This is a genomic window from Citricoccus nitrophenolicus (genome assembly GCF_047305825.1).
Taxonomy (GTDB): Bacteria; Actinomycetota; Actinomycetes; order Actinomycetales; family Micrococcaceae; genus Citricoccus; species Citricoccus nitrophenolicus.
In genome coordinates, this window is the sequence record NZ_CP063070.1 from 2,585,890 (window position 1) to 2,601,274 (window position 15,385).

General features: G+C 64.1%; 10 protein-coding genes, 1 tRNA gene and 3 rRNA genes. 6 read left to right on the plus strand and 8 right to left on the minus strand.

Annotation, left to right across the window (positions count from 1 at the left end; genetic code table 11):
- Window positions 1-435 precede the first annotated feature (435 nt).
- From IMT31_RS11795 to IMT31_RS11810, 4 genes are all read left to right on the plus strand, one after another.
- A 16S ribosomal RNA gene (locus tag IMT31_RS11795) occupies window positions 436-1,961 on the plus strand.
- Between the two features lie 630 nt (window positions 1,962-2,591).
- A 23S ribosomal RNA gene (locus tag IMT31_RS11800) occupies window positions 2,592-5,696 on the plus strand.
- Window positions 5,697-5,913: 217 nt separating this feature from the next.
- Window positions 5,914-6,030, plus strand: a 5S ribosomal RNA gene (gene rrf / locus IMT31_RS11805).
- The 16S, 23S and 5S rRNA genes sit together here, the layout of an rRNA operon.
- A 156-nt stretch (window positions 6,031-6,186) precedes the next feature.
- Complete coding sequence (locus IMT31_RS11810) at window positions 6,187-6,816, plus strand: hypothetical protein (protein WP_345358146.1); 630 nt, start codon at window positions 6,187-6,189, stop codon at window positions 6,814-6,816.
- On the opposite strand, the gene IMT31_RS11815 is transcribed toward IMT31_RS11810, so the two are convergent.
- Entirely contained in the window at window positions 6,813-7,463 is a 651-nt protein-coding gene (locus tag IMT31_RS11815) for a hypothetical protein (protein WP_345358149.1), read from the minus strand. The two genes, IMT31_RS11810 and IMT31_RS11815, sit on opposite strands and share 4 nt — an antisense overlap.
- A gap of 170 nt (window positions 7,464-7,633) precedes the next feature.
- Here IMT31_RS11815 and IMT31_RS11820 point away from each other — a divergent pair.
- Window positions 7,634-7,710 (plus strand) — tRNA-Pro (locus IMT31_RS11820).
- A 79-nt stretch (window positions 7,711-7,789) separates the two neighbouring features.
- Here the strand turns inward: IMT31_RS11820 and IMT31_RS11825 are convergent.
- The 7 genes from IMT31_RS11825 to IMT31_RS11855 are packed head-to-tail and all read right to left on the minus strand — an operon-like array spanning window position 7,790 to window position 13,520.
- A complete protein-coding gene (locus IMT31_RS11825) occupies window positions 7,790-8,149 on the minus strand; it encodes a GNAT family N-acetyltransferase (RefSeq protein ID WP_413542896.1) in 360 nt (119 codons plus the stop codon).
- Between the two features lie 20 nt (window positions 8,150-8,169).
- Complete coding sequence (locus tag IMT31_RS11830) at window positions 8,170-9,339, minus strand: pirin family protein (RefSeq protein WP_413542897.1); 1,170 nt, start codon at window positions 9,337-9,339, stop codon at window positions 8,170-8,172.
- Between the two features lie 10 nt (window positions 9,340-9,349).
- Entirely contained in the window at window positions 9,350-9,877 is a 528-nt protein-coding gene (locus tag IMT31_RS11835; protein WP_413542898.1) for a carboxymuconolactone decarboxylase family protein, read from the minus strand.
- A gap of 7 nt (window positions 9,878-9,884) precedes the next feature.
- Entirely contained in the window at window positions 9,885-11,384 is a 1,500-nt protein-coding gene (locus IMT31_RS11840; protein WP_413542899.1) for a DUF5129 domain-containing protein, read from the minus strand.
- 59 nt (window positions 11,385-11,443) lie between these two features.
- Entirely contained in the window at window positions 11,444-12,133 is a 690-nt protein-coding gene (locus tag IMT31_RS11845; protein WP_413542900.1) for an NADPH-dependent F420 reductase, read from the minus strand.
- On the minus strand, window positions 12,130-12,630 hold the full coding sequence (rraA, locus tag IMT31_RS11850) for a ribonuclease E activity regulator RraA (RefSeq protein ID WP_378109455.1): 501 nt from the start codon (window positions 12,628-12,630) through the stop codon (window positions 12,130-12,132). Before rraA ends, IMT31_RS11845 begins: the two co-directional genes overlap by 4 nt.
- The gene (locus tag IMT31_RS11855; RefSeq protein ID WP_413542901.1) at window positions 12,627-13,520 is read right to left on the minus strand and encodes a fumarylacetoacetate hydrolase family protein; all 894 of its coding nucleotides are present in this window, start codon (window positions 13,518-13,520) and stop codon (window positions 12,627-12,629) included. The genes rraA and IMT31_RS11855 overlap by 4 nt, the downstream gene beginning before the upstream one ends.
- Window positions 13,521-13,687: 167 nt before the next feature.
- Here IMT31_RS11855 and IMT31_RS11860 point away from each other — a divergent pair, with 167 nt between their 5' ends.
- Complete coding sequence (locus IMT31_RS11860) at window positions 13,688-15,385, plus strand: S-layer homology domain-containing protein (RefSeq protein ID WP_413542902.1); 1,698 nt, start codon at window positions 13,688-13,690, stop codon at window positions 15,383-15,385.

Consider the following 15,385-nt stretch of genomic DNA (forward strand, 5'->3'; position numbering starts at 1 on the left):
GTCCGGAAGAACAGCCCGGCACGGTGGTTTGACACCGAGTCGAGAACGGGTCTAAGCTAGAAAAGTTGCTCCGGAGCAACAAGCCAGTCGCTGATACGGCGGCCTGAAGGTCCGGAACAGCAAAAACAGGACTTCGGTTCTCACCAAGAAAATCGCCGGAAACGCCGATTTGACGGGAAGGAAACGAAGAACTAAGCTTGAAAAGCCGCAGATGAGAAAAGCAAAGATTTCACCGGTTATCCGGATTCCTTGTGAGTAGTCATCATGTGCCTGTTGTTTGAGAACTCAATAGTGTGCCAAGTTTGTTGATGCCAATTTTTTGAAATTGGTTATGCCGCTGGTGCGCACCCCGTGTGTGCTGGTGGTGATTGCCATGGATTGAATGATGGCTGGCCTGGTTTTCCGCTGGGTTGGTTGTTGTTTCTTTAGTAATTTTTTACGGAGAGTTTGATCCTGGCTCAGGATGAACGCTGGCGGCGTGCTTAACACATGCAAGTCGAACGCTGAAGCCCCAGCTTGCTGGGGTGGATGAGTGGCGAACGGGTGAGTAACACGTGAGTAACCTTCCCTTGACTCTGGGATAAGCCCGGGAAACTGGGTCTAATACCGGATACGACCTCCTGCCGCATGGTGTGGGGGTGGAAAGATTTATCGGTTTTGGATGGACTCGCGGCCTATCAGCTTGTTGGTGAGGTAATGGCTCACCAAGGCGACGACGGGTAGCCGGCCTGAGAGGGTGACCGGCCACACTGGGACTGAGACACGGCCCAGACTCCTACGGGAGGCAGCAGTGGGGAATATTGCACAATGGGCGCAAGCCTGATGCAGCGACGCCGCGTGAGGGATGACGGCCTTCGGGTTGTAAACCTCTTTCAGTAGGGAAGAAGCGAAAGTGACGGTACCTGCAGAAGAAGCGCCGGCTAACTACGTGCCAGCAGCCGCGGTAATACGTAGGGCGCGAGCGTTATCCGGAATTATTGGGCGTAAAGAGCTCGTAGGCGGTTTGTCGCGTCTGCCGTGAAAGTCCGGGGCTTAACCCCGGATCTGCGGTGGGTACGGGCAGACTAGAGTGCAGTAGGGGAGACTGGAATTCCTGGTGTAGCGGTGAAATGCGCAGATATCAGGAGGAACACCGATGGCGAAGGCAGGTCTCTGGGCTGTTACTGACGCTGAGGAGCGAAAGCATGGGGAGCGAACAGGATTAGATACCCTGGTAGTCCATGCCGTAAACGTTGGGCACTAGGTGTGGGGGACATTCCACGTTTTCCGCGCCGCAGCTAACGCATTAAGTGCCCCGCCTGGGGAGTACGGCCGCAAGGCTAAAACTCAAAGGAATTGACGGGGGCCCGCACAAGCGGCGGAGCATGCGGATTAATTCGATGCAACGCGAAGAACCTTACCAAGGCTTGACATGTTCCCGACCGGGCCAGAGATGGTCTTTCCCCTTTGGGGCGGGTTCACAGGTGGTGCATGGTTGTCGTCAGCTCGTGTCGTGAGATGTTGGGTTAAGTCCCGCAACGAGCGCAACCCTCGTTCCATGTTGCCAGCGGGTTATGCCGGGGACTCATGGGAGACTGCCGGGGTCAACTCGGAGGAAGGTGGGGACGACGTCAAATCATCATGCCCCTTATGTCTTGGGCTTCACGCATGCTACAATGGCCGGTACAATGGGTTGCGATACTGTGAGGTGGAGCTAATCCCAAAAAGCCGGTCTCAGTTCGGATTGGGGTCTGCAACTCGACCCCATGAAGTCGGAGTCGCTAGTAATCGCAGATCAGCAACGCTGCGGTGAATACGTTCCCGGGCCTTGTACACACCGCCCGTCAAGTCACGAAAGTCGGTAACACCCGAAGCCGGTGGCCCAACCCTTGTGGGGGGAGCCGTCGAAGGTGGGACTGGCGATTGGGACTAAGTCGTAACAAGGTAGCCGTACCGGAAGGTGCGGCTGGATCACCTCCTTTCTAAGGAGCCCCTAGCCGACAGGCTCGCGGATCAATGTGTTCGTGGGTGTGTGGTTCAGGTGTAGTGCTCGTAGCGGCCCCGTTTGTGGGTCGGCGAGTTGCTCATGGGTGGAACATCAATGAATAGTGCCCTGGTCGTATCGGCTGGTGGTCTTGTAGTACTGCGCTTTGGAATGGGCGTCCTGGATGTTGTCTGGGATGTCGCGCCGGCGTGTGGAAGGAGATCACTGGTTCCGGATGTTCTGGGGTTTTGGCACACTGTTGGGTCCTGGGACAACAGGACCGATTGTCTTCTTGTTCACCGTGTGGTGGGTGAGGGGGTGGTTGTTCCGGGTTGGCTGTTGTTTGGCCTGTCCTGGTTCCGGCCATGCTGAAGCATCGTGTTGACGTGCTCTTCTCTCTTTTTTGGGGGGGTTGGGTGTGTTGGTGGTGTGGAGTGTGTGGTGCGGGTTGTTGTTTGGGAACTGCATAGTGGACGCGAGCATCTTATTTTTATTGTCATCGCATACTGCCCCCTGGTGGTGTGTGGTGGCGCCGAGAATGTAGTCATCTTTTGATCCATCCGATCATGGTCTTGCCTTGGGGTGAGGGTGTGATGGGGTGGTGCTCATTGAGGGCTTGGCCTTGTGTGGCTAAGTTTTTCAGGGCGCATGGTGGATGCCTTGGCAACAGGAGCCGATGAAGGACGTGGGAATCTGCGATAAGCCTGGGGGAGTCGATAACCGGACGTTGATCCCAGGATGTCCGAATGGGGGAACCCCGCACGACGTTGTTCGTGTGACCGCCGGTTGAACACATAGGCCGGTTGGAGGGAACGCAGGGAAGTGAAACATCTCAGTACCTGCAGGAAGAGAAAACAAAAGTGATTCCGTGAGTAGTGGCGAGCGAAAGCGGATGGGGCTAAACCGTTCACGTGTGATACCCGGCAGGGGTTGCGTGTTCGGGGTTGTGGGCCTTTTCGTGATGGTTCTGCCGGACTGACGTGGTGAGGTGCGGGTGTATAGACGAACAGCTTTGGATGGCTGACCGTAGAGGGTGAGAGTCCCGTAGTTGTAATGCATTCCGCCGCTTAGAGAATGTGCCCGAGTAGCACGGGGCCCGAGAAATCCCGTGTGAATCTGCCAGGACCACCTGGTAAGCCTGAATACTACCTGTTGACCGATAGCGGATCAGTACCGTGAGGGAATGGTGAAAAGCACCCCGGGAGGGGAGTGAAATAGTACCTGAAACCATGTGCCTACAATCCGTCGGAGCCTGGCCCCCCTTGTGGGGGTGTGGGTGACGGCGTGCCTTTTGAAGAATGAGCCTGCGAGTTAGTGCTGTGTCGCGAGGTTAACCCGTGTGGGGAAGCCGTAGCGAAAGCGAGTCTGAATAGGGCGTTTGAGTGGCACGGTCTAGACCCGAAGCGGAGTGATCTACCCATGGCCAGGTTGAAGCGCGTGTAAGAGCGCGTGGAGGACCGAACCCACTTCAGTTGAAAATGGAGGGGATGAGCTGTGGGTAGGGGTGAAAGGCCAATCAAACTCCGTGATAGCTGGTTCTCCCCGAAATGCATTTAGGTGCAGCGTCACGTGTTTCTTTCCGGAGGTAGAGCTACTGGATGGCAGATGGGCCCTACAAGGTTACTGACGTCAGCCAAACTCCGAATGCCGGGAAGTGAGAGCGTGGCAGTGAGACTGTGGGGGATAAGCTTCATGGTCGAGAGGGAAACAGCCCAGACCACCGGTTAAGGCCCCTAAGCGTGTGCTAAGTGGGAAAGGATGTGGAGTTGCTGTGACAACCAGGAGGTTGGCTTAGAAGCAGCCATCCTTGAAAGAGTGCGTAATAGCTCACTGGTCAAGTGATTCCGCGCCGACAATGTAGCGGGGCTCAAGCACACCGCCGAAACCGTGGCAGTCAGACTTGGTCTGGCTGGGTAGGGGAGCGTCGTGTACGAGGTGAAGCCAGGGCGTAAGCGTTGGTGGATTGTACACGAGTGAGAATGCAGGCATGAGTAGCGAAAGACGGGTGAGAAACCCGTCCGCCGGATGACCAAGGGTTCCAGGGTCAAGCTAATCTGCCCTGGGTAAGTCGGGACCTAAGGCGAGGCCGACAGGCGTAGTCGATGGACAACGGGTTGATATTCCCGTACCGGCGAAGAACCGCCAATGCTGAGCCGGTGATACTAACCGCCCGAACCTGTCTAGACACCCTTCGGGGTGCGTGGCAGGGGAGCGCGGGACCTGAACCGGTAAGGCAAGCGTATTAACAGGTGTGACGCAGGAAGGTAGCCGGGCCAGGCAATGGAATCGACCTGGTCCAAGGGTGTAGGGTGTCCGGTTGGTAAATCCGCCGGGCGTGAAGCCTGAGACCCGATAGGACCCCACTAGGTGGGGGATCCGGTGATCCTATGCTGCCTAGAAAAGCATCGACGTGAGGTTCTAGCCGCCCGTACCCCAAACCGACACAGGTGGTCAGGTAGAGAATACTAAGGCGATCGAGAGAATCATGGTTAAGGAACTCGGCAAAATGCCCCCGTAACTTCGGGAGAAGGGGGGCCCCAACCTTGAAGGAACCACGCGTTCTGGAGGGGATCGGGGCCGCAGAGACCAGGGGGAAGCGACTGTTTATCAAAAACACAGGTCCGTGCGAAGTCGCAAGACGATGTATACGGACTGACTCCTGCCCGGTGCTGGAAGGTTAAGAGGACCTGTTAGCCGTAAGGCGAAGCGGAGAATTTAAGCCCCAGTAAACGGCGGTGGTAACTATAACCATCCTAAGGTAGCGAAATTCCTTGTCGGGTAAGTTCCGACCTGCACGAATGGAGTAACGACTTCCCCGCTGTCTCAACCGTGAACTCGGCGAAATTGCACTACGAGTAAAGATGCTCGTTACGCGCAGAAGGACGGAAAGACCCCGAGACCTTTACTATAGTTTGGTATTGGTGTTCGGTGTGGCTTGTGTAGGATAGGTGGGAGACGTTGAAGCATGGACGCTAGTTCGTGTGGAGTCATCGTTGAAATACCACTCTGGTCACTCTGGACATCTAACTTCGGCCCGTGATCCGGGTCAGGGACAGTGCCTGATGGGTAGTTTAACTGGGGCGGTTGCCTCCCAAAATGTAACGGAGGCGCCCAAAGGTTCCCTCAGCCTGGTTGGCAATCAGGTGTCGAGTGCAAGTGCACAAGGGAGCTTGACTGTGAGAGAGGCATCTCGAGCAGGGACGAAAGTCGGGACTAGTGATCCGGCGGCACCTCGTGGAAGGGCCGTCGCTCAACGGATAAAAGGTACCTCGGGGATAACAGGCTGATCTTGCCCAAGAGTCCATATCGACGGCATGGTTTGGCACCTCGATGTCGGCTCGTCGCATCCTGGGGCTGGAGTAGGTCCCAAGGGTTGGGCTGTTCGCCCATTAAAGCGGTACGCGAGCTGGGTTCAGAACGTCGTGAGACAGTTCGGTCCCTATCCTCTGCGCGCGCAGGAAATTTGAGAAGGTCTGTCCTTAGTACGAGAGGACCGGGACGGACGAACCTCTGGTATGTCAGTTGTACCGCCAGGTGCACCGCTGATTAGCTACGTTCGGGAAGGATAACCGCTGAAAGCATCTAAGCGGGAAGCCAGCTTCGAGATGAGATTTCCACACGACTTTGTCGTGGGAGGCCCCCAGCAGACCACTGGGTTGATAGGCCGGACGTGGAAGCAAGGACTAACGACTTGTGAAGCCGACCGGTACTAATAGGCCGATAACTTACACACACAAACCCAATCCCACACCTTTCAAAAGGGGTGTCGGATGGCCAGATGCGTAGCGTCCACTATGCGGTTGCGAAACAACAACCCGTGATAATCGAAGAGTGCAACAGTCGTGTTGTAACCATTTCAGGCTACCCACCACTGACACCCGTCCAAGCAGTCCAGACCATTGGTGTGGGATGCAGGGGAGAGTGAGTGTTGGTGGGGTGGGTGAAAGAGTTACGGCGGTCATAGCGTGGGGGAAACGCCCGGTCCCATTCCGAACCCGGAAGCTAAGGCCCACTGCGCCGATGGTACTGCATCCGGGAGGATGTGGGAGAGTAGGACGCCGCCGGACAACCATTGAGGGAAGGGCCTCGCACTCACGTGCGAGGCCCTTCTCGTTTAACAACAGAAGCCCTGGACCTCACGGTCCAGGGCTTCTGTGTTCAAGGGGTGCAGCCGTTGGTGTGCTGCCCCCTCGGCGCGGCTGGAACGTGCTTTGATGGAGGACATGTCAGACAGCCTCTTCCTGGATCCGTTCCGGGTCCCGTCCACCGGTGGCGCGCAGGACCCGTCATTCGTATCGCCCCCGCAGGATCCGGCTGACGCCACGGAGACCGTCCCAGGGGAAGTCGTGGACAGTGCGGCCTCCTCCGGCATGGTGGATCGCTCTGTTGGTGTGGCCACGCCGTTGGACCTCGTGGACGCCGTCGCCGCACTGCTCGAGGACATCCACCTCTGGTGGCCTCGCGAGCTGAAGGCGACGGACCGGGACGGTCACGTCTCCTTCGCAGAGGGCCAGATCCTTGAGGAGGGAAGCGATGAGGGGCTGCACCGTTGGAGTGCCGTCCATCAGGCCTCGGACTCCGCCCTGGAGCTGGACTGGTTCGGTTGGGAGCCGGCGGAGTCGACGGCCGGCCAGGGGGCTGTGCCGGCCTCGTCCCGGGCCACCCGCGTGCACCTGTCCTGGCAGGCCGGGGAGTCCGGCGGGGCGGAGCTGAGGGCTCGGGCCTCGGAGCCGGGGCGTTGGGTGGAGGAGTGGACGGCACTGTTGGGATCCTTTGCCCGCTTCACCGGTGGGCGTGTGCTGTTGGCGACGGAGGGTCCGGACGTGGCACCGGAGGGTGAGGTCCGGACCTAGAGCCCGTGCTCGCGGAACATCCTCAAGTCCCCGTCCTCGAACCGCTGCTCCAACAGTCGTCCGTTGCTGCGCATCGCCTCGAGATCGTGCTTCAGGACGGAATCTCGGCTGCGGGTGACCTCGGAGCTGAGCAGCTCCAGTTGGCGCGTCCATTCGGGGGCCGCTGCAGGTTTCGAGGAGTCCGGTATGCGCAGGAACACCTCGAGGGTGTTCGGCAGGTACTGGTAGACCAGGGATTCCAGCACCATCCGCTGTTCGGGGACACCGGCCACGTCCTCCCATCGGGTGATCACCTCGCGGAGGTGGGCGCCCATCATGGTGAGCTTCTGATCGGCCTCCGGGGGGAGGGCGGAGTGGTGTGTTCTGACGGCACGCTGGAACTCGTCCAGCCGCTCGGTCATGTCCTCCTGGGAGGCGCCGTGGACGGGAATGCCAGAGGCGTAGGTCTGGGCGGACAGGGGTGTCAGCAGGTAGCCCGCGCCGTAACCGAGCAGGCCGGCCAACACCGCGGCCAGGGGCGACTGGGAAGCAAAGGTCACCGTGAGGAAGACCACGAGGAAGGCGATGATCCCCACCAGGTTGGGCCGCGAGCGGAGAAAGGCCATGGCTGCCCCGGGGTCTGATGGACCGTTGTCTTGCGTCGCCACGGATCTCCTCGGATGACCCCGGTCGGGTTGCCGCGTTCGGGGCGTTGGTGGTTGGTGCCCCCAGTGTAGTTCCGCGGCACGTGATGGTCTCGTTTTGGATAATCGAGGCTCTGAGGTCTAGGATGGATCACTGTGGTTCCCGGCCGGTGACGGTGTGGAGCCATGCTCAACGGGGTGTGGCGCAGCTTGGTAGCGCGCGTCGTTCGGGACGACGAGGCCGCAGGTTCAAATCCTGTCACCCCGACCATTGAGAGACCCAGACAGGCCGCTTCCGGATTCCGGAAGCGGCCTGTCGTCTCTGTCCTGCTGTCGTGGCGTCCGGCGGCTCAGCGGTTCTGCAAGGCCTGCAGGTGTTCCGGGGTGGTGGGGTCCACGTGCTCCTGGTACTCAGGGTGCTTCTCCAGCCAGCCCTTCACGTACGGGCACACGGCCACGATGCGGTATCCCTGGGCGATCGAGGCGTCCAGTGCGCGCCGCACGAGCGTCGAGGCCAGTCCGTGACCGCCGAACTCCTCACCCACCTCGGTGTGGGGGAAGATGCGCTGGCGCACCCCCTGCACGGACTCATGGTCGGTGAAGTAGGTCTTCCCGGCGGGCTCGCCGGAGTCATCCACGTGGATCTCATACCGGGGCTTGCTGCCCTGGACCACGGAGGGGTTCTGGAGGGTTGGTGGCTGCTCGGTCATGGTTCTGCCTTTCGACGGGTTCAGGTGGTCGGAGGGTTGGCTCGGGGCTTCATGCGTGTGGTCGGCAGGGCTGGGGCCGGGAGCGGCGCGGGAGTCCCCGCCGGGAAGTGACCGTACTGCGGGAAGGCCCTGCCGTCGCGGTAGGACGTGCCGAGGGTGCGGTCCAGCAGGTCACCGGAGACCGGTGCGCCCAGGGGATCGCCGCCGGGGGCCTCGGTGGGCACGGCACCGGCCAGCGGGGAGTCCACGCCCGGCACCTCGAAGCCCATCTCGGCCTGGTAGGCGTCGCGCCAGGCCACGATCTCCTCGTGGGTGCGGCCCACGAAGTTCCACCACATGACGATCTGCTCGTTCAGCGGCTCTCCGCCGATCAGCAGGGCGGTGACGGCCTCTTCGCCGGCGGCGATGGTGATTCGCGTCCGGCCGGGGCCGGCGAATCCCAGGTGGTCCTCGGGCACCTGCACGCCATCCAGCCAGATTTCGCCGCTGACCTGGAGCAGTCCGTGTTCGTGGTCGGCCGGTACGTCGATCACCACCGCGGCGCCGGGCTCCAGCAGCAGCTCCACTCCGGTCAGGGGGATGTGGGTCTTGACGGGGGAGGTGGACCCCAGCAACGAGCCGAGGAACACGCGCGCCGTGTAACCGGGCCCCGTCACCGTCTCCGGACGGTGTGCCTCGAGGGAGGGCGGGCCGAACCGCGCGTGGTCTGGGAACGCGTACCAGAGCTGGGCACCGTGCAGCACGGTGGTGTCCGCGGTGGAGAACTCGGAGTGCGTGATCCCGGCCCCCGCGTTCATCAGGTTCACCTCACCCGGGCGCACGGTGGCCCAGTTGCCGGCGGAGTCGACGTGGTCCACGCGGCCGGTGAACAACCAGGAGACGGTGGCCAGCCCCGTGTGGGGATGGCGGGGCACGGCCATGCCGCCCGTGGTGGAGACGTCATCCGGGCCGTAGAAGTCGAGGAAGCACCAGGCCCCGATCAGGGAGCGAGCCCGCTGAGGCAGGGTGCGCCGTACGGTCATGGCGCGGGGGCCTCCCAGGGGCACGGCGCGGGGCTCCAGCAGCTCCACCGGTCCGGCGGCTCCCTCGCGGGGGTCCACACCGTCGGAGAGCCCCTCCGTGAATCGAGGCACGGCGGCTGGGTCGTTCTGACACAGGGTCTCGCGCGGGTCCGTCTCGGTATTGCTCACGGTGGATACCTCATGCTTTCGGGGCCCGGCGCTTGACCGGGTGATGGGACAGGATCGAGATGCGGTTGGTGACGTTCATGGTGATCGCCAGCCACTGGACGGCGGAGTACTGTTCGTCCGTGAGGACGTGGTGGCTCATCAGCTGGCTGACATGCTGGTCCTCCTGGCCCGGCAGTTCGGTCACGGTCTCGGCGAGATCCAGCGCCGCCCGCTCCGTCTCGCTGTACAGGTCCTGGGCCTCCCGCCACGCGGCCAGCAGGCCCAGGCGCTGGGCGTCCAGGCCGGCGTCGATTCCCTTCACGGTGTGCACCTCGAGGCAGTAGGCGCAACCGTTGATCTGGGAGATCCGCAGGTTCACCAACTCCACCAGCTGATCGTCCAGCCCGGCGGCCGCCGCGGCGTTCTTGGCGGCGGCAGCCAGCCCGCCGACGGCCTTCCAGGCAGCCGGGTCGGACTTGTCGAGGTAGAAGGACAGCGGATCCTTCCGCCGGGCGCGTTCTGCGGTGCTTATGGTCAACCTCCGGGTACGTGTGGTCATTCCCAGCTCAGAAGCTCGAGGAGGATCCGGCACCGGAGAAGCTGCCCCCGGAGCTGCCGTAGCCGGTGGTCGATCCGGACGAGGAGGACGCCGCCTGCTCGCGGGCCTGTGCCACCGAGGACTGCCCGGAGCTGTAGCCGATGCTGTAGGCGGTGGCCGTCCAGAACCACCCCGGCTGGTGGACGGTGTCCAGGATGGAACCGGGTCGGTGCGATGCGCGGTTCCGTTCCCTCCGCATCTCCTGCTCCAGCGTCGAGCGTTCGGCATCGGACGTGGCGAAGGCGTTGATCTGAGCGGCCGAGTACTGCTCCAACAGCTCGGTCAGCCGTGAGCGCAGCGCGGCGAGGCGGTCCAGGGCATCGTCGGCGGTGAGCTCGCCGGTCTGCATCCCCGCTCCGAGCTGTTCCAGCTCCCGCTCGGCCTCGGGCTTGAAGGACCGCAGCGGCGTCAGCTGATCGGCGGAGAGTTTGCTCTGCCCGGAGACCAGCTCGTCGATCCGGCCGAGGTCCTCGCGCATCGGTGCGGTCTGCAGGTCCCAGGCCTCCGGCCAACCGGGGTACTGATTCAGCAGGGTGTTCGTGCTGGCCACCGTGTCATCGAGCTGGTCCAGCTCCTCAGTGGTGTCCCGGTAGTGGGTGATGGCCCTGCGGTGTTCCTTGCGGTGCAGCTGCTTCGCAGGGATGCCGGCGAGCCGGTCGTTCTCCCGGGCCGCCTCGAGGTACCGCTCGTGGAAGGTGCGGTACCGCTCGAGCACCTGGGCCCCGTAGCGGGAGTCCTCCGGTACGGTGTTGGCGTTGAGCTCGGTGGCCTCGAGGTCCGTGCTGACGTTGGTGAAGGCACGGTTGCCGCGCTCCAGGTCTGCCTCGGCCTGCCGCCGTTGTCTCTTCCTGCTCGCCACCACCGCGCCGCCGAAGATGCCGCCCATGATCACCGCGATGATCCCGCCGGCCCAGATCCCGGGATGCTGGTACCAGGGACGGTTCATCACGGCTGCTGCCGACTGTGTGGCGTCGAGTGCCGCCTGCGTCCAGTTGGCCTCCTCCAGCGAGTCGACCGCGTCTTCCAGGACCTCCTCCTGGGTGCTCAACCCGACCTTGCGGTCCTCGCCGAAGTAGACACCCTGCAGCCGGCCCTGCGGGTCGAGCGCGTAGATGAACAGTCCGTCCGCCCACTTCTGCCCGTCGTCACTGATCCACTCGGGGTGGTTCTCCCGGGCGTCGGACAGCAGCCGCTCGTTGAGGTTCGATTCGGCCTCGCCGGGCTGGGTCCAGATGACCACGGTGGTGGGTTCGTGGAAGTCGATGTCCGTCAGGCCCTCGCGGAGGGTGGGCTCGTGGATGACTCCGGCCCCGTCCGTGAGTTCGACCCGTTCGGGGGCTGCCAGTGCCGGGCCCGCCCCGGTCAGTAGTGCAGCAGGGACCGCGGCCAGCAACCCCAGGAACAGGCCCAGCGCCAGCCACCAGCCGGTGACCGGTCGGATGACGCCTCGGACGGTGTCGGTTGGCATGAAGGGCCCCCTGGAGTGATTGACGGTCTCGGCAAGGAGGGGCCGGGCAGAGCCCTTCCTCAGTCCACATCCACCCTACCGCCGGTCAGGCGGGCCAGGTCCGCGGCGGACAGCGGCAGATTGAAGACGGGGCCACCCGGTTCCAGCACCCGGCCGGCGGCCAGGCCCGGCAGGAGGACCGGGGAGAGGCCCAGCCGGGAGATCAGCTGCCCGACGGCGGCCGCGGCCTCGGGGCTGTCCGAGGCCACTCCCAGCCCGCGCCGGTCAGTCCCTCCTGGAGCCTGACCCCGGCCGGCGGTGTCCAGGTCCCAGTGGCTGATGTGGTTCAGGGCCTTCACCACGGTGGCGCCGGTGAACCGGCCCGCCACCGCCTCGGAACTGGACTGGCCGGCGCCGAGCCCTGCTTGGAGCCAGGCCGGCAGCGGCTCGCTGTCCCACCGGTTGGTGGCGTCCACCAGGACCGTGCCGTCCAACCACGCGGGGTCCACGGAGTCCAGGTCCTCCTGCGGGACCATCAGCACCACGAGCGGTGCCCCCGCCACCTCCCGGGCGTCCACGGCCGTGGCTCGGGGCGCGTACTGGGCCAGGTGCAGTCTCATGGCGGCCGGCGGCCGGGTGGACGCGATCCGGACGGGCAGCTCCACCGCCGCCGCGGCGCGGGCCAGCGAGGTGCCGGCCCGCCCGGCCCCGAGGATCGTGAGCGCCTGCTCCTGATGCTCCTGATGTCCCTGATGCGGATGGTCTCTCACGGGGTCACGAGGATCCCGTCCTCGTCGGCCCACAGGGTGGCCCCGGGGGTGTAGGTGACTCCGCCGAACTCCACCGGCACGTCCACCTCGCCGGCCCCGTCCTTGGCCGACTTGCGCGGGTTGGAGCCCAGCGCCTTCACGCCGAGGTCCAGGGTGGTGACCACGGCCCGGTCCCGGATGACACCGTGGATCACCACGCCGGCCCATCCGTTCTCCACGGCAGCCGCGGCGATCAGGTCTCCCATCAGGGCGGATTCGAGGGAGCCGTCACCGTCCACCACGAGCACAGCGCCGTGACCGGGGGAGTTCAGGGTCTGCTTGACCAGCCCGTTGTCCCGGTGGCAGCGGATGGTCCGCACCGGTCCGGTGAAGCGGGTCCGGGCACCGAGGTCCTGGAACTGCACCGAGCAGGACTGCAGGGTCGGGTCCGCGTCGTACAGGTCGCAGGTGGTGAAGTCCGCGGTCAGAGGGGACTCGGGGATCGGCCGGGCGCTCAACGGATCTCGTTCCGCTGCAGGCCGAGGCCCTCGATCTCGGTCTCCAGCACATCGCCGGCCTTCAGCCAGGGCCGCCGGCCGTCGTCGTTCCTGCGGGCCAGCGCCACGCCTGCGGGCGTGCCGGTGAGGATGAGGTCACCGGGCAGCAGGGTGACCAGGTCCGAGAGGTAGGAGACGAGCCTCTCGGCGCCGAACACCAGGTCCCCCGTGGAGTCCTCCTGCATGACCTCGCCGTTGACCCGGGTGGTGATCCGGGCACCCTCGGTGAATTCGTCCGGGGTGACCAGCCAGGGGCCCACGGGCGTGGTCTCCTCCCACACCTTGCCTTGGGTCCATTCGGTGGTGCGGCCCTGGTAGCCGCGCACCGAGACGTCGTTGGAGACGGCGTAGCCGGCGATGTGCGCGGCCGCCTCTGAGGCGGGGATCCGCCGGCCGGGCTCTCCGATGACCACACACAGCTCGCCCTCCCAGTCGAGCCGGTGATCCTCGGCGGGGACCTCGATCGGGTCCGTGGGGCCGGTCAGGGACTGGGCGAACTTGGTGAAGACCGCCGGGTGCTCCGGCAATTCCAAGCCGGTCTCGAGGATGTGATTGCGGTAGTTCAGGCCGATGCAGAACACCTTGGTGGGAAAGGGGATGAGCGTGGCCGGCTCCAGCTGCGTGGCGTCCAGGATGCGGCTCGGGTCCTCCGTGGCAGCGGTCAGGGCCGCGTCCACCAGCTCGGTGCGGTGCGGCTCTGGCAGGGAGAGGAAGTCGCCGACGTCGATCATTCCCTCCAGCTCCACGGCGGCGGTGGCCCGGGAGCCGTCAGTCTCCGTGATCAGGGCGGCGAAGGTGGCGCCCGGAGTCTGGGAGTCCGAGCCGGGCAGTCGATAGGTGCAGAGCTTCATGCGACCATCCCACCACATCTGCCGGCCTGCCTCGGGCGCGGGCAGTGAATCGTTGTGGCCCCCGTCACCATGTGGCAACCTGGGTCGGTTATCATGCCATCGATTGCAGGAGGAGGGAATACTCCTGCATCCGCCACTCCCCACTCCACCGACGAAGGGCTACCACCGTGTCCCGTCTCTCCACTCGCCACCGCACTGCGCGCTGGCGCCTTCTCGCCACCGCCCTCACCGCGGGCCTGTTGATTCCGGGGGCTGCCGTGACGACTCCGGCGTATGCCGACTCGGAGACGCTCAACCCACTGGACCAGTCGACCCAGTTCGATGAGAACCAGCCCGTCCTCGAGGACTCCGTGCTCGAGGGTCTGCAGCGGGACGCCGGCACGTCAGCCGGGACCGATGCCTCCGGCAGCCGTTCCGCCACCGCGGCACCCCAGCACCTGGGGCCGTGCAAGCAGGACTTCATTGACGTGCCCCCGAACAGTACCTTCTACACCCACGTCACGTGGCTGGCCTGTGCCGGCCTGTCCAAGGGATACGCGGACCACTCCTTCGGTGTGCGCAAGGAGATCAACCGTGGTGAGGCCGCACTCATGATCTACCGGATGTCCGGTGAGCAGCATGACGCGGGCACCACACGGGACTTCAAGGACGTCGAGCCGGTCAGAGGCGCGGAGGAGTTCACCGCCATCTCCTGGATGGCCGAGCAGGAGATCGTCCACGGCTATGACGACGGCACGTTCCGTCCGGACCGGTCGATCTCCCGCGGGGAACTGGCGTCCTACCTGTTCCGGTACGCCGGGGACGAGGACTACGAGGCCCCCGCGGAGCCCGTCTTCAAGGACGTTCCCGCCACCCTGGGAACCTACCCGGACATCTCGTGGATGTACGAGAACGAGATGGTGAAGGGCTACGTGGACGGCACTTTCCGTCCGACCAGGAACGTCACCCGTGGCGAGACCTCGAAGTACCTCTACGGGCTGGAGACCCTCCGGAACGGCACGCCGGCCCCTCCGACCACCGCCCCGAAGCCGGCGCCGGAACCGGAGCCCGAGATCCCCCTGGCCTACCGCTACGTGGTCATCGCCGATGACGGCCTCAACGTGCGCAGCGGTGCCGGGGTGAACTACCCGAAGGTCGCCTCCCTGGCCCGGAACACCAAGGTGGTCTGGACCGGCCGGAGCAAGGCCGTCAGCGGCGCCACCTGGCGGGAGATCACCGTGAACTCGGTGAAGGGCTGGGTCCATGGCGGCTACCTCATGCGGGACTTCGAGGCGGGCAGCGCCAAGTCCTCCCTCTCCAAGACGGGATCGGTCCGGGTGCCGAAGGAGAAGTGGCCGGGCGTCACGGAGCTGAACGCCACGTGGCAGGCCCAGCCCAACGGATACTGGTGCGGTCCGGCCTCCGTGGTGATCGGACTGGGGGCCTTCGGCATCAGCACCACCCAGAAGGCGATGGCCGAGCAGGCCCAGACCGACCTGGACGGGACCTGGCTCCACCAGGTGGCCCGGCTGATGGACTACCACTCTCCCGCGTCGGTCCGCTACGAGGTGACCACGATTCCGGGCAGTTCCCAGAGGGCGAGCTACGATCAGCGGATCCGGTTCCGGGACGACATGGTGCGCTCCGTCAAGGCCGGTGTCCCCGGGCTGGTCAACATCGCCGCCACCCCGGGCGAGCAGGCCCCCCTGCACCGGGAGAAGACCGGGGGGCGTTACACCCTGCGTCACCACATGCCCGTGACCGGCTATGACGCCAACACGAACCGCCTGCTGGTGCTGGATCCGTGGACCCGTCCCTTCTGGGTGGATGCCTATCAGCTGGCGGACATGACCGTCACCCGCGGCTACGCGTCGCTGAAGCCGTAG

Coding starts and splice junctions, on each gene's coding strand:
- IMT31_RS11810 (WP_345358146.1), top strand. CDS start 6,187: ATGTCAGACAGCCTCTTCCTGGATCCGTTCCGGGTCCCGTCCACCGGT.
- IMT31_RS11825 (WP_413542896.1), bottom strand. CDS start 8,149: ATGACCGAGCAGCCACCAACCCTCCAGAACCCCTCCGTGGTCCAGGGC.
- IMT31_RS11835 (WP_413542898.1), bottom strand. CDS start 9,877: ATGACCACACGTACCCGGAGGTTGACCATAAGCACCGCAGAACGCGCC.
- IMT31_RS11840 (WP_413542899.1), bottom strand. CDS start 11,384: ATGCCAACCGACACCGTCCGAGGCGTCATCCGACCGGTCACCGGCTGG.
- IMT31_RS11855 (WP_413542901.1), bottom strand. CDS start 13,520: ATGAAGCTCTGCACCTATCGACTGCCCGGCTCGGACTCCCAGACTCCG.